The organism is Nocardiopsis dassonvillei subsp. dassonvillei DSM 43111 (assembly GCF_000092985.1).
Classification (GTDB): domain Bacteria; phylum Actinomycetota; class Actinomycetes; order Streptosporangiales; family Streptosporangiaceae; genus Nocardiopsis; species Nocardiopsis dassonvillei.
In genome coordinates this window covers 964,263-981,625 of sequence record NC_014210.1, presented here as the reverse complement: position 1 = coordinate 981,625, position 17,363 = coordinate 964,263, and the positions used below count along the sequence as shown (strand labels likewise).

The 17,363-nt window shown below is 70.9% G+C and carries 13 protein-coding genes; 7 read left to right on the top strand and 6 right to left on the bottom strand.

Going from position 1 to position 17,363, the window contains the following annotated elements; all coding sequences use genetic code 11:
- Positions 1-5 precede the first annotated feature (5 nt).
- Positions 6-1,757 carry an ABC-ATPase domain-containing protein gene (locus NDAS_RS03980; protein ID WP_013151848.1) on the bottom strand — a complete coding sequence of 584 codons (1,752 nt, stop codon included), beginning with the start codon at positions 1,755-1,757 and terminating at the stop codon, positions 6-8.
- A gap of 753 nt (positions 1,758-2,510) precedes the next feature.
- Between NDAS_RS03980 and NDAS_RS03975 the strand changes: the two genes are divergently transcribed.
- The 6 genes from NDAS_RS03975 (at position 2,511) to NDAS_RS03950 (ending at position 10,439) form a co-directional block, all read left to right on the top strand.
- Entirely contained in the window at positions 2,511-3,698 is a 1,188-nt protein-coding gene (locus tag NDAS_RS03975; RefSeq protein ID WP_232051638.1) for a glycosyltransferase, read from the top strand.
- Between the two features lie 112 nt (positions 3,699-3,810).
- A complete protein-coding gene (locus NDAS_RS03970; RefSeq protein WP_117199296.1) occupies positions 3,811-5,181 on the top strand; it encodes an aminotransferase class I/II-fold pyridoxal phosphate-dependent enzyme in 1,371 nt (456 codons plus the stop codon).
- Positions 5,178-6,392: an SAM-dependent methyltransferase gene (locus NDAS_RS29505; RefSeq protein ID WP_013151845.1), complete on the top strand. Its 1,215-nt coding sequence runs from the start codon at positions 5,178-5,180 to the stop codon at positions 6,390-6,392. The genes NDAS_RS03970 and NDAS_RS29505 overlap by 4 nt, the downstream gene beginning before the upstream one ends.
- Positions 6,389-7,078, top strand: a complete 690-nt coding sequence (locus tag NDAS_RS03960; protein WP_013151844.1) for an ABC transporter ATP-binding protein — start codon at positions 6,389-6,391, stop codon at positions 7,076-7,078. The genes NDAS_RS29505 and NDAS_RS03960 overlap by 4 nt, the downstream gene beginning before the upstream one ends.
- 32 nt (positions 7,079-7,110) lie before the next feature.
- Positions 7,111-9,216 carry an ABC transporter permease family protein gene (locus NDAS_RS03955; protein ID WP_232051637.1) on the top strand — a complete coding sequence of 702 codons (2,106 nt, stop codon included), beginning with the start codon at positions 7,111-7,113 and terminating at the stop codon, positions 9,214-9,216.
- Complete coding sequence (locus tag NDAS_RS03950; protein ID WP_013151842.1) at positions 9,216-10,439, top strand: beta-ketoacyl-[acyl-carrier-protein] synthase family protein; 1,224 nt, start codon at positions 9,216-9,218, stop codon at positions 10,437-10,439. The genes NDAS_RS03955 and NDAS_RS03950 overlap by 1 nt, the downstream gene beginning before the upstream one ends.
- A gap of 470 nt (positions 10,440-10,909) precedes the next feature.
- On the opposite strand, the gene NDAS_RS03945 is transcribed toward NDAS_RS03950, so the two are convergent.
- From NDAS_RS03945 to NDAS_RS03925, 5 genes are all read right to left on the bottom strand, one after another.
- The gene (locus NDAS_RS03945) at positions 10,910-11,701 is read right to left on the bottom strand and encodes a PhzF family phenazine biosynthesis protein (protein ID WP_013151841.1); all 792 of its coding nucleotides are present in this window, start codon (positions 11,699-11,701) and stop codon (positions 10,910-10,912) included.
- Between the two features lie 80 nt (positions 11,702-11,781).
- Complete coding sequence (locus tag NDAS_RS03940; RefSeq protein ID WP_013151840.1) at positions 11,782-12,219, bottom strand: Lrp/AsnC family transcriptional regulator; 438 nt, start codon at positions 12,217-12,219, stop codon at positions 11,782-11,784.
- 498 nt (positions 12,220-12,717) lie between these two features.
- Positions 12,718-13,602, bottom strand: coding sequence for a hypothetical protein (locus tag NDAS_RS03935; RefSeq protein WP_013151839.1), 885 nt, complete (start codon positions 13,600-13,602; stop codon positions 12,718-12,720).
- A gap of 729 nt (positions 13,603-14,331) precedes the next feature.
- The gene (gene kynU, locus NDAS_RS03930) at positions 14,332-15,570 is read right to left on the bottom strand and encodes a kynureninase (RefSeq protein WP_013151838.1); all 1,239 of its coding nucleotides are present in this window, start codon (positions 15,568-15,570) and stop codon (positions 14,332-14,334) included.
- Positions 15,571-15,608: 38 nt separating this feature from the next.
- On the bottom strand, positions 15,609-16,496 hold the full coding sequence (locus NDAS_RS03925; RefSeq protein ID WP_013151837.1) for a tryptophan 2,3-dioxygenase: 888 nt from the start codon (positions 16,494-16,496) through the stop codon (positions 15,609-15,611).
- A gap of 208 nt (positions 16,497-16,704) precedes the next feature.
- Between NDAS_RS03925 and NDAS_RS03920 the strand changes: the two genes are divergently transcribed.
- Complete coding sequence (locus NDAS_RS03920; RefSeq protein WP_013151836.1) at positions 16,705-17,178, top strand: Lrp/AsnC family transcriptional regulator; 474 nt, start codon at positions 16,705-16,707, stop codon at positions 17,176-17,178.
- Positions 17,179-17,363 lie beyond the last annotated feature (185 nt).

Here is a 17,363-nt window from a genome sequence, read left to right as displayed (position 1 = left end):
TCGGCTCAGTGCAGGTCGGCCACCAGCAGCGAGCGCAGCCGGTTGAGGACGGCGGCTACCTCGAAGCGGCGCGGCAGGGCGTAGTCGCCGCCGAAGTCGGAGCCCAGCAGGGTGACGCCCCTTCTGTCCAGGGCCTCCTCCAGGGAGTCGAGCGCCTCGGCGAGGGTGCGGCCGCCGTCCAGGTGGCGTCCGGCGACCAGCTCGCGCAGGGCCAGCCCGGCACCGGTGATCTGCCCGGGGTCGACGAACTGCTCCACCGCACGCACATCGACGTCGTGGTCGCCGAACACCAGCACGTCCATGTCGCGGCGCTTGATCCGGCCCCGGCCCCGCGAGGTGCCGTCGTCCACGGAGGCGGGATCGACCACGCGGGGGCGCGGCAGGGCGAAGTCCGCGTCCACGCGCTCGCGGGCGAGTTCGCGGGCCCGTTCGGTGACGTCGTGCGGGTGGTAGGCGTCGAGCATGACGACGTGGTCGGCGACGTCGAAGTAGTCGCCGCTGCCGCCCATGACCAGGACCGTGGACACCCCGTGCTCGCGACGCAGGGGCCGGACGAGGTCGATGAAGGGGACGAGGGGCTCCCGGTCACCGTGCACGAGGGCCTGCATGCGCTCGTCGCGGATCATCAGGTTGGTGGCGGTGGAGTCCTCGTCCACCAGCAGGGTGCGCGCCCCCGCCTCGACCGCCTCGCAGATGTTGGCCGCCTGCGAGGTGGACCCGGAGGCGTTCTCGGTGCGGAAGTCGCTCGTGTCGGCGCCGGTGGGCAGGTTGCGCACGAAGGGGCTCACGTCCACGCGTTCGACCCTGCGGCCCTCCTCCGCGCGGATCTTGACGGCGTCGCCCCTGGTCACCACCAGTTCGCGGCCGTCGCCGGGAACGTGGTCGTAGACGCCGCGCTCCAGGGCGTGCAGCAGGGTGGACTTGCCGTGGAAGCCGCCGCCGACGATGAGGGTGATGCCCTCGGGCACGCCCATGCCGCTCACCGTGCCCCGGTGCGGCAGGTCGACGCTGACCCGCAGGCCCTCGGGGGAGGCGAAGGGCACGGCGCCGCCTGTCATGGGTTCGTCGCTGACACCGCTGCGCCGGGGCAGCACGGCGCCGTCCGCGACGAAGGCCACCAGGCCCCTCTCCTCCAGCTGGGAGCGAAGGGCGACCGTGTCGGCGACGGTGTCGGCGAAGGCCGCGGCCTCCTCGGCGTCGACCTCCTCCCAGTCCAGGTCGTCCACCAGGCGGGGCAGGGTGCGGCACAGCTCCCGCTCGGCGGTGCGTCCGTCGATGCGGCGGCCGTGGCCGGGCAGGTCGATGCCGATGCGCAGGTCGATACCGCCGTCGGTGAGCTGGCAGGAGGAGCGTTCGATCACCTCCTGGCCGCCGGTGTCGATCCTGAGCAGCGATCCGCGCAGGAGCCGGCGGGCGCGCCGCCCCAGGTAGTCGGCGGTGGCGCGGCGGCGCACCGGGTCGCCCCAGGCGCTCTTGGGGACGCCGGCGTCCGGGATGAGCACGCGCACCCGCGAGGGCGGTGCGAAGGGGTCGGCCTGGACCCGCTGCACGGTCAGGGTGAAGTCGCCGAAGTCCCAGTCGCCCCTGAGTGACTTGTAGCGGCCGTAGGAGGCGCCGTCCATGCGCAGGAGCTCCTCGGAGAGCCGGGCCTCGTCGCGGACTCCGCGGATCGGCTCGGGTTCGGGCCCGCGCCCGCCGCCGCGGCCCCCGCGGCCCCCGTACCGGCGCCCCTGGCCTCCTCCGTACCGTCCCGTCATCGCTGTCCCCCAGACGTCGTTTCCTCTGCTCCGGCCAGGTTAGGCGTTGGGCGGATTCGCCGCAGAAAGCCTGTGGACAACCGCGTCCGCCCTGTTCGGAGCCCTGGCCGTCCCCACCGGTCCGTCCGGCGCGGACACCACGCGCCCCGCCCTCCTCCGGACCCTCCGAGGGCGGACCCGTCCGATCCGCTGGCCCGGGGCCCGGGCGGACCCGACCGGGCGCCTCGCCCCCCGTGGGACGCGCGACGGGAGCCCCGGTGGCCGACCGGTGGGACGGGAACCGGGGAATCGGCGCGCCCCGAACGCCGCGCTCCCACCCGCCGCCCGGCGGCGCACCGGTGCGAACACCCCCGCGCCCCGGCAGTGGCACAGTGAAGCCGCCCCGCGGTAACAAGCGCGCAACATGACCGCGGAAAAGCGAGAAACGCGAATCCAACATTTCTCTTCGTGGTCGAAATACTGCAAGAAGTGACAGCAGAACGTGAATCCACCGATTCCTCCGCCCCGAGGACGGAAAACCTTCACCAGGGAACACGCACCGGCCCGACGCAACGCCCCTGCCCCACGCCTTCCCCACCTGGCCCTCCAAAACATGAGACTTTTAGTGTGATACGCGTCACATTTGACGCTTATATTCGCCAATGCTACTTTCGTGGACGTCCCATAAATTTTGCTTAGGTGCGTTTACTGGTGCGCGTTATATTGTTCGCCCCCGAGACATTCAATCTCGCGGAGACAACCCGGTCCATCGAGGTGGCGAAACACCTCCGTGAAACATATGAATGCGTCTTTTCCGGGTATTCCGAAAGATACTCCGGCCTCATTGAAGAGGCCGGGTTCACGTTTCACCGCCTGGCCCCCGCGCTGACCGACGAGGACGCGGACCAGCTGATCCGCGTCGACCAGGGGAAGGCGGTCCGGCACCCCTTCACCGCCGCGATGCTCCGCACCCGCGTCGCCAGTGAACTCGCCCTCATCGGCACGCTCCGCCCGGCGGCGGTCGTGATCGGCACGACGCTCAGCCAGTTCGTCTCCGCCCGTGCCGCCGGCGTGCCGCTCGTCTACGTCAAGCCCTTCGCCTACAGCTGGCCCCACATCCTCCAGACGCGGTCGCTGCCGCTCGCCGAAGGGGACGGCCCGCTCCCCCGGGCGGTCAACACCGGCGCCGCCGCGCTCCTGCGGGAGGCCGCCCGGGTGACCACCTACAAGCCCGCGGCCTTCCGGGCAGTCGCGCGCGAGCACGGGGTCAGGCTGCCCGGTCGCACCATCCAGGCGCTCGACGCCGACCTCAACCTGATCACCTCCCTCTCCTGCTACCTGCGCCCCTACCGGATGCCCGCGAACTACCGCCTGGTCGGCCCGGTCTTCGCCCGGATCGACCGGGAGATCCCTCCGGACGTGGTCCGCGTCGCCGAGGCCTCGGCGCGGGCGAAGCGCCCGGTGGTCTACTTCGCCATGGGCAGTTCCGGGAACCGGGAAGTGGTGCTCCGGGTCCTCACCGAGCTCTCCCGGATGCCCGTCACCGTCATCGCCCCCGTCGCCTCCTACCTGGAGGAGAGCGACCTCCCCCAGGTCGCGGACAACATCCACGTGCGCGACCTCCTCCCCGCACACCTGCTCGGCGACCTCATCGACGCCTCCGTGATCCACGGGGGCGAGGGGACCGTGCAGACCGCGGTCACGACCGGAAAACCCTTCGTCGGAATCGGCCTGCAGATGGAGCAGCGGTGGAACGTGGCGGACTGCGTCCGCTTCGGAAACGCCGTCGCCGTCTCCCCCAAGGACGTTTCCGGAGCCTCTTTCCGCAATGCCGTGGAGAAGGTCCTCACGGACCCCCGCACCCGTTCCCGCGCACGCACCCTCCGCGAACTCCTCTCCGGAGTCGACGGGGCGGCGTCAGCAGCGGAACACATTCACGAACACGTGTCTCAGAAGCCGTGAAGAACGACTTGGAGCCCCCATGAGCCACACGAGTAACATGAGTACCGATCTACTCAAGACCGTCGCCGAAATAGCCTCGTACGAAACCCACGAAATCGACCCTGGAAAACTCATGATCGACGACCTCGGGTTCGACTCGATCATGATCATGGACCTCGTCTCCAGCCTCGCCAAGAACTACCCCCAGATCCGCTCGATCGACCCGTGGGAGGACTTCCAGGACGACATCACCTACGCCGACCTCGAACTCCGTCTGCACGCGCTGGTCGAGGACACCCCGGCGGACGCCCCCGCGGCTCCCGAGGGCATCGCACGGATGGAGAAGATCGTCCAGTTCGGGGACTTCCTCCGCGGACAGGAGGACCTGCCCTACTTCGCCGCCTACCGCGGGATCGCCGCGAACACGATCAGTGTCGGCGCCCGCACGTTCGTGAACTACTCCAGCTACAACTACCTCGGCACCAACGGCCACCCCCGTATCCGCAAGGCCGTCGACGACGCCGTCGCGGAGCACGGGACCTCGGTCTCGGCGAGCAGGCTCATCGGCGGCGAGATCGGCCTCCACGGGGAACTGGAGCGCACGATCGCCGACTTCATCGGCGTGGACGACGCGCTCGTGCAGGTCGGCGGACACAGCACCAACGTCAACATCCTCGGGAACCTGTTCGGTGAGGACGACCTGATCCTCCACGACTCCCTGGCCCACAACAGCCTCATCCAGGGCGCGCTGCTCTCCGACGCCAAACGCAAGCCCTTCAAGCACAACGACATGGAGAACCTGGAGCAGGAGCTGGCACGGCTGCGCCCCAGGTTCCGCAACGTCGTCATCGTCGTCGAGGGCGTCTACAGCATGGACGGCGACCTGTGCCCCCTGCCGGAGCTGCTGCGGATCAAGGAGCACCACGACGCCTTCCTCATGATCGACGAAGCCCACTCGATCGGCACCGTGGGGCGCGCGGGCCGCGGCGTGGCCAGCCACTTCGGTGTCGACCCGCGCCGCGTCGACATCCACATGGGCACCCTCAGCAAGGCCTTCAACAGCTGCGGGGGCTACATCGCCGGAAGCCGAGGGTTCGTCGAGTACCTGCGCTACAACCTCCCCGGCTTCGTCTTCAGCGTGGGCATGACCCCCGCCAACACCGCGGCGGCCCTGGAGTCGATCCGCCTGTGCCAGGAGAACCCCCACTGGATCGACGAGCTGCACGGGATCTCCCAGCGCTTCCTCGACACCCTGAGGGACATGGGCCTGGACACGGGCAAGAGCGGGGGCACGCCCGTGGTCCCGCTCATCACCGGCGACTCCGCCCTCGCCCTGAGGTTCTCCGAACAGCTGCACGTCAGCGGCATCAACGTGGCGCCCATCCTGCACCCGGCGGTCCGGGAGGACGAGGCCAGGCTCCGCTTCTTCCTGTCCCGCCTGCACACCGAGGAGGACCTCGAGGTGACCTTCAAGGCGCTGAACGAGCTGGAGGCCACCCGATGAGGCACAGCGAGATCGCCCTCAGGCGGCACGACCTGGCGCTCCGCTCCCGGCAGACGCCCGTCGTCCGCGCGGCGCTGGCGGCGGCGAACGGGCTGGGCCTGCGCGGCGGCCCCCTGCTCCAGCTCCTCCTCCTGTCCAAGCTCCAGGGGTTCCTCCGGCACATCGTGCTCACCCTCATGGACCGGGAGTTCCCCGACGGCGACCTGTCCGCGCGCCCGGACACCGACCCCCGGATCCTCGACGACTTCCTCCGGCTCGCCCTGGAGCTGGGCGTCGCCGCACGGGTGGACGGCGCCGTCGTCCCCGAACCCGCCTACACCACCGGGTTCCCCGGCTTCGGCGGCGACTCGGCCACGCGCCCGCGCGCCGAGGCCGAGAAGGACTACGTGTTCGTCCGAGGGCTCATCCGCAAGGCCGAGGCGGACGGGGAGACCGGGCCGCTCCACCGACCGGACGTGCGCTACCTGATCGTCCTCAGCCGGTACATCCTCGAACTGGAGGGCATGGGGTTCGACGCCCAGGTCGCGCCCTCCTTCTCCGAGAAGTTCTACTCCGACCTCGGGGCCCTGGCCTACGAGCTCTACACGAAGCGCTCGTTCGAACGGCTCTGCCGCCGCCTCTCCCCCGCGTCCGTCCTGGACATCGGCTGCGGTGACGGCCTGCACATGAGCTCGGTGCTCTCCACCCTGCCCACCGCACGGATGGTCGGTCTGGAACCCCAGGTGAAGGTCGCCGACGCCACACGCGAGCGGCTGTCCGGCCATCCGAACACACGCGTGGAATCGGTCCGGTTCACCGACCACGACACCACCGACCGCTTCGACATGGTCCTGAGCAGCTTCATGATCTTCTACATGCCCGAGGAGGAGCGCGTCCCGTTCTTCCGCAGGGTCCGTGAGGTCCTGTCGCCGACGGGCACCTACGTCATCGGCCAGTACTTCCCCGACTTCGAGGACGTCCAGGAGGTCCTCGTGCGCTCGACCTCCCCGGTGCCGGGCATCCAGCTCTACCTGTCCGGTGTGGGCAACTCCCTGGTCAAGGCCGAGGCTCTCCTCAACCGCGTGCTGTCGGACTTCCGGTCGGTGGCCTACTGGAGCACGCTCCAGGACCAGCTCTCGGAGGCCGGCCTGGCCGTGGAGGAGATCGTTCCGGCGGACAGCATGTACTACTCGTACTTCCTGCTCGTGCGGCGGGCGGAGGGCGCCTCGTGATCGCGGCGGAGAACCTGGTCAAGTCGTTCCCCGTCGGCGGGGAGCACGGCACCACCGTGCTCAAGGGGGTGTCCCTGAAGATCGAGGAGGCGACGCTCTGCACCATCCTCGGCCCGTCCGGGTCCGGGAAGTCCACACTCCTCAACTGCCTGTCCGGTCTGGAGGGGATCGACTCCGGCACCGTCACCGTCGCCGACCGCGACGTCCACTCCCTGTCACGCCGGGAGGTCGACCGCTTCCGCCGCGACGAGATCGCGTTCGTCTTCCAGGAGTACAACCTGGTCGGGGACCTGACGCTCCACGAGAACATCGTGCTCGACCGGCCGCTCATCCCGAAGGTGGACGAGCTCATCGACGGCTGGAACCTGCGCGGCGTGGTGGACAGCTTCCCCGGTGAGTGCTCCGGCGGCCAGCGGCAGAAGTGCGCGATCCTGAGGGCGCTCAACAAGGAGTGCGCGATCCTGTTCTGCGACGAGCCCACGGGCGCGCTCGACACGGTGTCGACCCGCGAGGTCTTCTCGGTGCTCCAGGACCTGACCCTGCGGTTCGGTGTCACCATCGTGATGATCACGCACAACGAGCTGGTCACGGGGATCTCCCACCAGGTCGTGCGCCTGCACGACGGCCGCGTCGTCTCCGACGACCGGGGCCTGGCCCCCGTGGACGCCTCGTCGGTCGCATGGTGAGCCCCGCCCTCCGCGACACGCTGCGCAAGCGTGTGCGTCGACGAGCGAAACGCAACTGGCCCGAACTCGTGACGCTCTTCCTCATCACGGTCATCGGGTTCACCCTGAGCAACTCCTTCTTCGTGGCGTCCACGAGCGTGCTCGGCGACCTCGAACGCTTCGCCCAGGAGAACAACCAGGAGGAGGGGTACTTCCTCGCCGACGACGGGGAGGGGGAGCAGGTACGGGGCGAGGTGGCCGACGGAGTGGAGTCGGTGCTCAGCGCCGACGTGCCGGGACCGGACGACTCCACGCTGCGGCTGTTCCCTCCCCGGGAGTCGATCAACCTGCACGCGGTGGTCGCCGGACGGGACCTGGAGGCCGACGACGACGTGCTGCTCGACGAGCAGTACGCCAACGCCCACGGGCTGGAGGTCGGCGACCGCGTCACCGTCGGGTCCCTCGACCTCGAAGTGGTCGGCTTCGCGACCGCACCCGACTACATGACCACCAAGAGCAGCGAACTGGTCCTCCAGCCGAACGCGGACGATTTCGGCATGGCGTTCGTCACCGGCGACACCTTCGACGCGGAGTTCCTCGACGAGGCGACCCGGCAGTTCTCCTTCGACGAGCGCACCGACGTCGCGTCCGTCATCGACGAGTACGCTCCCTCGCTCATACGCGACTCGGACAACAACTCCCGGATCCAGCAGGTCATCGGGGACTCCGCCGCCCCGCGCGACCTGGCCGCGCTCATCTTCGTCATCTTCACGGCCATCATCGTCGCCCTGGTGTCCGTGTACCACTTCGAGACGCGCAGGAGGGAACAGCGCGACATCGCCACCTTCGAGCGGCTCGGGCTCGCCTCCCGCCTGCGCGGGCACTACCGGGTCGAGACGGTGCTCACACTCGTCGCGGCCTGGGCCGTGTGCACGGCCCTGACGGCGGTGGCGGCGACACCGATCATGTCGATCAACGGCAGGCTCTACAACTATCCGCCGCTCTCGGTCGACGTCCCGGTGCTGGTCGCCGTCTCCCTGGTCACCCTCGCCGTGCTGCTCCTCGTGGACTACGCCTGCTACCGGATGGTCCACCGAAGGCCCCGCCAGCGCCGCAGGGTACGCCGGGAGCCCCGTGTGTCCACCTCGGGGCTGCGGTTCATCCCCGACTTCGGGCTGCGGCTACGGCTGGTCAAGGCCCTGCGCAACCCCCGGGAGCCGCTGTCCCTGGTCGCGCTCGTACTGATCGTCAGCCTCTTCGTGAACTTCTCGTTCATGCTGAAGATCTCGGTGGACGAGTACGTGGCGATGCTCGAAACGGACACCGACTACGAGTACATGTACGTGCTGTCGGACGCCGTGGCCGAAGCGGGCCTGGAAAGGGACGAGGACGAGCCCGCCCGGCTCACCACCCTGTACGACGACGAGCACGTCGCGCAGATGGTGTTCTCCGTACCGTCGGACTCGCGCTTCTTCGGTGAGGTGGACGGACCCACCGTCACCGAGGCGTTCGCCGACAAGTACGGGGTGGGCGAGGGCAGCGAGCTCCGGTTCACCGACATCGAGGGCGAGGCCGAGTACACGCTGGAGGTCGGCGCCGTCACCGACAACGCGACCTCCGCGCTGGTGTACGTACCCGAGGACCAACGGATCGAGGACTCCGGAACGCGGGCCCCGTCCGTCCCGGTCGTGTTCACCGGGTCGCGCCATCCCGACCTGCACGACGCGGTCCCCTCGGTCTCGCGGGAGAGCATCGCCTCCTCCGGGGAGAGCATCGTCGAGATCATCAACATCCAGGTGTCGCTGCTCATCGGTATCGCGGTGGCCCTCCTGGCCATCATGCTCCTGTCCATCTACCGCTTCACCTTCGCCACCCAGGGCGAGTTCGTCAGGATCATGCGGATGAACGGCTACTCGCCCGGCGTCCTCAACCGGGCGGTGTTCGGCTACACGGTCCCCCTGGTCGTGTCGCTCGTCGCTCTGACCGCGTTCACCGCCTCGGCCGTGGTCCGGGCGTTCTTCGACCGGATCATGTCCACCTTCGTCACCTTCGTCCCCGCGAGCACGTCCTATCTGCCGTTCGCCCTGACCTGCTCGACCGTGCTCGTGCTCTTCGCGGTCGTCCTCATCAGGTCGCGATCCCGCCTGAGAAGGAGTTGATGGTGTCCGAAACGAAACGACGCGTCGTGGTGACCGGTACCGGCGTGGTGAGCCCGATCGGCGCTGACACGGAGGAGTTCTGGGGATCGCTGCTCAACGGCAGGACGAACTTCACCGAACCGGACATCGAGGGTGTGACCCTCGTCGCCCGGGTGCCCGACGGTTGGGAGGAGGGGTTCCCCACCCGCGTCCGCCGCCACACCGACCGGGTCACCCGCCTGGCGCTGCGCGCCTCGAAGGAGGCCCTGACCGGCGCGGGCCTGCTCGATCTGCCCGAGGTGCTCCACGGGGCGGGCCTGTTCATGGGCAGCTCGATCGGCGGCGTGCAGACCCTCGCCTCCGAGTTCGGTGACGGGGCCCTCCACGGGGTACGGGAGATCTCCCCCCTGATCGTGCCCAAGGGGCTCATGAACATGATCGCGGCGAACATCTCCATCGAGTTCGGACTGCGGGGCGAGGCGCTCAGCTACGCCTCCGCGTGCGCCTCGGGCAGCGTGGCGATCGGCGAGGCGTTCCGGAGGGTGCGCGCGGGCGACCTGGAAGTGGCCGTCGCCGGAGGCGCCGAGGCCTGTGTCATCGACCAGGTCCTCGAACCGTTCAGGAAGCTGGGCGCCATGACCTCCTCGTCCGATCCCGACAGCGCGTCGGTGCCCTTCTCCGGCAACCGCTCGGGGTTCGTGATGGCGGAGGGCGCGGGGGTCCTCGTCCTGGAGTCGTGGGAGCACGCGCGGCGGCGGGGCGCGCCCGTCCTCGGCGAGGTGGTGGGCTACCACGGCACCTCGGACGCGGGCTCGCTGCTCGCCCCCGACCTGGACGGGGTCACCCGTGCGATGGCGGGGCTGTTCTCGCCGAGGTCCGACCACGGGGTGTCCGAGGTCGGATACGTCAACGCGCACGGCACGTCGACGCAGCTCAACGACCGGACGGAGGCGTCGGCGATCGCGTCCCTGTTCCCGCACCGGCCGCTGGTGTCGTCGACCAAGTCGTACTACGGCCATCCGCTCGGAGCGGCGGGCGCGCTGGAGGCGATCGTGTGCCTGCTCAGCCTCGCCAGGGGCGTGGCCGTCCCCACCCTGAACGTGAGCAAGGACGACGTGGATCCCGACATCGACCTCAACCTGCTCCTGGGGGATCCGCAGCCGATGCCCGAGGGACTGGCCCTGTCGAACTCCTTCGCCTTCGGCGGGCAGAACTCCTCGCTCCTGCTGTCCCGGGCGGGGTGAGGAAGCGGTCCCGCCGGGGCGGGGGGACCCGTCCCCGGGGGGTGTTCCGCGGATCCGCTGTGGGGCCCGTGGACGAGCGCACCAGGTGCTCCGACGCCGCACGCCCGGGCGAGGACCTGGGGGTTCAGCGCGCCCTGAACCCCGCGGTCCCGCCCGCCCGGGCGGGCGGCACCCCGGCGCGGGCGCCCGGTCCGGGAGTGGACGCGGGGAGCGCCGGTGGGACGGCTCCGTCGGCGACGGTGGCCGTCCGCCGGAGAGGACCGGCCCCGCTGGGGCGGCGGGGCCGGTCTTCCGGGGGGTGCGCCGCGACCCCCCGATACCAAGGGGGTGTGCCGGAGGGGCCGCGGCGGGCACCTCCCCGGGAGGGGTGGGGAGGTGCCTCGGACCAGTTCTACCGGAACTCGGGCCTCCGTGAGGGGGAAACCCGGATTCCTCCGTCCCCGCGCCCGCATCGGGCCCCCGGCCGGAACCTAGAGGAGCAGCGTGCCGGTGGCCACGGTGACCGCCTCGCCGCCGATCAGTACGCGCCCGTTGCGCTCCTCCACCAGCAGGTCGCCCCCGCGCGCGGAGGCCTGGTGGGCGCTCAGCTCACTGCGGCCCAGGCGGTCGGCCCAGAACGGGGTGAGCACGGTGTGCGCCCTGCCGGTGACCGGGTCCTCGGGCACGCCGACGTTGGGGCCGAAGACGCGGGAGACGAAGTCGGGGCCCTCGTCGGCCCGGGCGGTGACGATGACCAGGTGGTACGGCATCCGCCCCAGCGCGGCGATGTCGGGCGACAGCCCGCGCACGGCGTCCTCGTCGGCGAGCTCGACCATCAGGTCCTGGCCGCCGAGGCCCAGGCCGGTCCACAGGGGGCGCGAGCCCAGGGCCTCGGCCAGTCCCTCGGGCTCCTCGACGCGCTTGGGCCACGCGGCGGGGAAGTCCATCCACATCCGCCCGTCCCGCTCGGTGACGGTGAGGACACCGCTGCGGGTGGTGAAGCGGTAGGGGCCGGGGACCCCGAGTTCGGACAGGGTGTGCGCGGTGGCCAGGGTGGCGTGCCCGCACAGGTCGACCTCGACGGTGGGTGTGAACCAGCGCAGCTCGTAGTCGGCGCCGGACTCGTGCACGGGCCGGGCGAAGGCGGTCTCGGACAGGTTGAACTCGGCGGCCACACCCTGGGCCCAGTCGTCGGAGTAGGCCTCGTCCAGGACAAGGACGGCGGCGGGGTTCCCGGCCAGGGGCCGGTCGGTGAAGGCGTCGACCACGCGGTACTCAGGCATGGGCCCAGACTAGGAGCCTCCCCGCGCCGCCCCAAGGGCCACTTCCCGGGACGGTGGCCCCTTCCCCGCCCCGCCCCCGTCTAGAGCGGGGGCTCGTCGAGGATGAACATGGTCTGCGTGCTCTTGACCTCGGGGATGCGCTGGAGGCGTTCGAGCACGAAGGTGCGCAGGGCCGCGGCGTCGGCGACGCGGACCAGCAGGAGCAGGTCCACGTCCCCGGAGACGAGTGCGGCGTGGTCGACCTCGGGGATGTCGCGCAGGTAGCCGCGGAAGCGCTCCCAGGAGTGCTGCTCGATGCGCACGGACACGTAGGCCGACAGGGCGGTGCCGTACTTCTCGGGGTCGATGACGGCGGTGAAGCCGCGGATGACGCCCTCCGAGCGCAGGCGTTCGAGGCGCGAGTAGGCGTTGGCGCGGGAGATGTGCGCCTGCTCGGCGACCGCGCGGATGGACATGCGCCCGTCGCCGCGGAGCAGGGAGATGATGCGACGGTCGGTGTCGTCCAGCTGCACGGCCATACTTACCTCATACCGCTCACACGATCATCGACGGAGAACATCCGGGCCGCCGCACCGCACTACTGGGCAGTTCGTCCAGTATCCGGATGGACTTCTCGACAATATGGGGTGATTCACCTCATATTCAAGACATGAAGCGCACCGATGAGCGATCCGCCCCGGCTCCTCCACTCCCCCCGACGGAGCCGGGGCGCCCCGTGGACCGGCGTCCGGCCGCGGCCTGCGGGCCGCGGGAGGCATGAACGGCGAACCCGCCGGTGCGGACCTCCGTGCCGCGGACGCGGGAGGGCTCCGGACCCGCGGGCGGCAACGGCGCCGCCGGGACGGCGGACACGGACTCCGGACCGGGGCCACGGCACGGGACGGAGCGCGCGGACCCCGCGCACCGGGCGGGCCCACGCGGCGCCGCGGACGCGAACGGGGGCCGCGGCCGGTCGGCCGCGGCCCCCGCGATGCGCCGGAACACGTGTCCCGGCCGACGGGCCGTCCCGGTGCGGGTCAGCGCCCGCCGCGCAGCCTGTCGATCACGGAGTTCAGCCGCGTGCCCAGGCTGTGGCGGCCGTTGCTCGCGTCCGTCAGGCTTCCGCCGTCGTCCTCGGCTCCGGCGTGGGCGCCGGCCGGACGGCGGGTCCAGGCGAAGAACACGGCGAGCAGCACGGCCGGGATCAGGGCCAGGGCCAGCAGCCCGGTGCCGCTGATGACGCCGTCGGAGCCCATGAGCTGGAAGCCGGAGAGGTCGTTGGCCGCGGTCTCGGCGGTCACGCCGCCGTCACCGTCCTCGCCCCCGTCCCCGGCGGCGCCCTCCTCGGGCTGCTCCTCCTTGGCGCTCTGCTCGGGCTCGCCCTCGGCCTTCTTCGGGGCGGGCTCCTCGCTCTCCTCGGCCTTCTGCGCGCTCTCCTCGGCGGGCTCCTCTGCCTCCTCCTCGGGAAGAGCGTCCTCGGGGATCGGGGAGACCGCGTCCTCGCACTTGTTGCCGGGCTGCTGGAAGGGGTGCGGTGCGCCCTCGGTGCCCGCGCCGTCGCCCCACTTGGTGATGTAGTACTCCACCTCGAGGTGGCCGTTGCCGCCGCTGACGGTGTAGTCGCTGTCGTTCCAGGTCTCGCCCGTGATCTCGGCGAAGGTCTTGCCGTCCATGTCGAGGAGGACGTCACAACCCTCGGAGGGGGCGCCCGGGCCCCGGTCGCCGATGAAGAACTCGGCTTTCTTGCCCTCGTGTACGACATAGCCCTCGGTGCCGAGCGGCCAGCTGGGGCTGGAGAAAAGCCCCTTCTGCATGGGTTCCCCGCTCGCGGGGGCTCCTGTGTCCCCGTTGATGCCGGAACCGTCGTCCCAGAAGTAGGTCGCGGTAACTTCGCCGTGCTGAATGGGAGTGTCGTTGCTCATAAGTAGGAAGCCAGGTTGACGACAGGGCCGAGAAGACCGCGGGCATGACTCGCCCGGCATGCGGGCACGCTCGGTGCGCCCCCGCGAGGGCGTGGTCAAGGCAGGGTTCTCCCGCGTCGCTGGCGGCGAGTGGCGGGCGGGAACGGGATGTACCGATGGGATTCGGCTTCTCCGCTGGCGCAGGCGCGTGGATTCGCGCGGCCCTGTTCCCGGGGAAAGAGGTCTCGACTCCCTTGCGGCTCTCGGCCGGTCAAGGGCTCGGCATCGGTTCGTCAAACAGCAATAACGAACCGATCACGAGGACACTAACCCACGTTTAGGCAAAGCGCGCAATCCGCAGAGGTAAAATGACTTTGCGTGTCTCTCGCAATACGTTACGAAACGGGGCGCGCAAGGGACCGAAAACGCGAAAAGCCCTGGCGGCAGGGGATTTACGGACCGTCCCGGAGCAGCGGACGGGCCTTTCCGTGGCCCTCGTCATAGTTTCGGCTCCACCCGCCCGCGGGCGCTCGCGGGGCGGCACGGGCACGGGGCCGTACGGGGAGCCGCGGCGGACGCCGGACGCCAACGAACGTGGTCAAGTCCACGCAAACCACACATTCGGGAACGGTCAGCGCCGCTCCGGTCGGCTCCAGGCACGGGCGAAGGAGCCCCGGAAGGTCGCCCGGCCTACGGGCCCGGCCGCCGCGACGGGGCGGAGGTCCGGCCCCGGGACCGGACCTCCGGGCCTCAGGTCACCCGGCCTCGGCGGGAGAAGCGCTCCTGGCGCCACTCCCCCGTCTCCACGACCTCCAGCAGGGCCTGCGCGGCGTCCCACACGTCCACGTAGCGCAGGTAGAGCGGGGTGAACCCGAACCGCATGACGTCGGGGGCGCGGAAGTCCCCGATCACACCGCGCGCGATGAGCGCCTGCACGATCGGGTACCCGGAGCCCTCCTCCGGCTGTACCAGGGCCACCTGGCTGCCGCGCCGCGCGTGCTCGGCCGGGGTGATCGAGGAGATCCCCGCCCGGGCCGCGCGCTCCAGGAACAGGTCGGTCATGGCCAGGCTCTTGGCGCGCACCAGGCCCATGTCCGCCCGCGCCCACACGTCCAGGCTCGCCTCCAGGGCGGCGTCGGCCACCAGCGGCTGCGAACCGCTCAGGAAGCGCGACACCCCCTCGGCCGGCTCGTAGCCCGCGGTGAAGTCGAAGGGGCGTGCGTGCCCGTGCCAGCCGCTCAGGGGCTGGTCGGCCACGGCGTGGTGGCGGCGGGCGGCGTACAGGAACGCGGGGGCGCCCGGACCCGCGTTGAGGTACTTGTAGGTGCACCCCACCGCGAAGTCGGCACCGCTGCCGGACAGGTCGACGGGGACCGCGCCCGCGCTGTGGCACAGGTCCCAGACCACCAGGGCGCCGTGCTCGTGGGCCAGGCGGGTGATGCCGGGCATGTCGCGCAGGGTGCCGCTGCGGTAGTCCACGTGGCTGAGCAGCAGGACCGCGACGTCGCCCCGCTCCAGGTCCCGGGCCAGCTCGGGGCCATCGAGGTCCACGCGCCTCTGCGTCGCCCCCGTCAGCGAGGCCGCCCCCTCGGCGACGTACAGGTCGGTGGGGAAGTTGCCCGCCTCGCCCAGCACCACCGAGCGGTCGGACATGCGCAGCGCCGTGACCAGGGTCTTGAACAGGTTGGCCGAGGTCCCGTCGCCGACGACCACCTCGTCGGCCGCCGCGCCGACCAGCGGCGCGATCTTGGCGCCCAGGGTGCGCGGCTTGTCCCACCACCCGGCGTCGTTCCAGCTGCGGATGAGGTCGCGCCCCCACTCGCGTTCGATCATGTCGGCGACCCGGCCGGGGGTGGAGCGCGGCAGCGCGCCCAGCGAGTTGCCGTCCAGGTAGACCACTCCCTCGGGGAGGACGAACTCCTCCCGGAAGGGGGCGAGGGGGTCGGCCGCGTCGAGCGCGGCGCAGTCCGCGCGGGTGGCGGGGGTCATCGGGGTCCTGCTTCCTCGTGGCGGCGGGTGGGAACGGGTCAGACGGTACTGCGGAGGGACCACAGCTCGGGGAAGACGTCCTGCTCGGCGTTGCGCGCCAGCCACCTCAGGCCGTTGGAGCCGCCGCTGCCGGGTCTGCCGCCCAGGGTGCGCTTGACGGCGACCAGGTGGCGCTGGCGCCATCGGGTGACCCGCTCGGCGACGTCGAGCAGCGCCTCGGCCAGCAGGAACAGCTCGTTGCCGGGCACGTCGTGGGCGTAGACGGCCTTCCAGGCCTCCTCCACAGCGGGGCTGGCCTCGTAGGGCAGGGTCCAGTCGCGCTCGACGCGGTCCTCGGGGACGGGCAGGCCGCGGCGGTGCAGCAGCCGCAGCGCCGCGTCGTAGAGCCCGGGCCGCTCCAGCAGGGCGGTGAGGTCGTCGGCGACGCCGTCCATGGCCTTGTGCGGGCGGATCATGGCGGCGGACTTGTTGCCGAGCAGGAACTCCAGCTTGCGGTAGCCGTAGGACTGGAAGCCCGAGGCCTCGCCGAAGGAGTCGCGGAAGCGGTTGAACTCGGTGGGCGTCATGTCGGCGAGCAGGCCCCAGGAGTCGTTGAGCACGTCCTGGGCGTTGCGGGCGCGGCGCAGCCAGGCCAGGGCTTCGGGTACGTCGTCGGCCTCCAGCGCGTCGCGTGCGGCCTCCCAGCGCTCCCGAACCAGGGCGAACAGCAGCTCCATGACCTGGGTGGCGATGATGAACGAGGGCTCGGCGGGCTCGGCCGTGCGCGGCTTCTGCAGGGACAGCAGGGTGTCGATACCGGCGTAGTCGACGTAGGGGGTCGCGCGGTCGAAGGACAGGGTCGGGCTGTCGTCCCCGGCGCTCCGGGCCGCCTCGGCCCCGCCGGGGCCACCGGCGTACGGACACTGCTGGGCGGTCGTGGTGAGCATGCGAAACCCCTTGTCGCGATCGCGTGTACGGCGGCGCGTCCTCGGCGCCGCGGGCGGAGGGGTCCGCCCCCGCGCACGGCCGCCGGGCGCGTGAGGTGACATCATCGGGCACCCGCACCCCGGACAGGAAGGGCCGACAGGCACGCGAAGGGGACATTGGCCTAGCATTCGTAAGTCGTTGTGACTCTCGACTTTGGGAACGCAAAGCATGGCCTCACGGTTGGCAACCCCGCTGGACAGCGTTGACCAGCGCATCCTCGCCGAACTCCAACGGGACGGGCGCCTGTCCTTCAACGAACTGTCCCGCCGGGTGAACCTATCCGCGCCCGCCGTCGCCGACCGCGTACGGCGCCTGACCGACCGCGGGGTGATCACCGGCTACCACGCGCACGTGGACCCGGCCGCGGCCGGACTGCCCGTGACCGCCCTGGTGCGCATGGAGTGCTTCGGCGCGCACTGCCTGCTGCGCGACGAGGCGTCGCTGGAGATGCCGGAGATCCTCCAGGTGCACCGGGTGACCGGCGACGACTGCTGCGTCCTGCTCATCGCGGTCCGCTCCATGGAGCACTTCGAGGAGGTCATCGACAGGCTCGCCGAGCACGGCCGCCCCTCCAGCACCATGGTGATGTCCAGCCCCGTGCCCTGGCGCCCGGTGAGCGCCCCGGTGACCGGGCGGCCCTGACCGGACACCGCCCGAGGGCTCGACCCACGCGGGTTCCAGGCGGCCGGGCCGCGTGGCTTCTGGGCGACCGGGCCTCGATGGTGACGGGCATGATCGTGCCCGTGGACGGGAGGGCTGGGCGCCTGAGGCGGATCGGAGGGAGCGGGGCGGGCGGGGCGGCGACGGGCCGCACCGGTTCCGGCCGG

What these genes read in the sequence shown, in the direction of transcription:
- NDAS_RS03945 (WP_013151841.1), bottom strand. Translation starts at nt 11,701, where the DNA reads ATGCCTGAGTACCGCGTGGTCGACGCCTTCACCGACCGGCCCCTGGCC.
- NDAS_RS03950 (WP_013151842.1), top strand. Translation starts at nt 9,216, where the DNA reads ATGGTGTCCGAAACGAAACGACGCGTCGTGGTGACCGGTACCGGCGTG.
- NDAS_RS03980 (WP_013151848.1), bottom strand. Translation starts at nt 1,757, where the DNA reads ATGACGGGACGGTACGGAGGAGGCCAGGGGCGCCGGTACGGGGGCCGC.
- NDAS_RS29505 (WP_013151845.1), top strand. Translation starts at nt 5,178, where the DNA reads ATGAGGCACAGCGAGATCGCCCTCAGGCGGCACGACCTGGCGCTCCGC.
- NDAS_RS03935 (WP_013151839.1), bottom strand. Translation starts at nt 13,602, where the DNA reads ATGAGCAACGACACTCCCATTCAGCACGGCGAAGTTACCGCGACCTAC.
- NDAS_RS03925 (WP_013151837.1), bottom strand. Translation starts at nt 16,496, where the DNA reads ATGCTCACCACGACCGCCCAGCAGTGTCCGTACGCCGGTGGCCCCGGC.
- NDAS_RS03970 (WP_117199296.1), top strand. Translation starts at nt 3,811, where the DNA reads ATGATCGACGACCTCGGGTTCGACTCGATCATGATCATGGACCTCGTC.
- NDAS_RS03920 (WP_013151836.1), top strand. Translation starts at nt 16,705, where the DNA reads ATGGCCTCACGGTTGGCAACCCCGCTGGACAGCGTTGACCAGCGCATC.
- NDAS_RS03940 (WP_013151840.1), bottom strand. Translation starts at nt 12,219, where the DNA reads ATGGCCGTGCAGCTGGACGACACCGACCGTCGCATCATCTCCCTGCTC.
- kynU (WP_013151838.1), bottom strand. Translation starts at nt 15,570, where the DNA reads ATGACCCCCGCCACCCGCGCGGACTGCGCCGCGCTCGACGCGGCCGAC.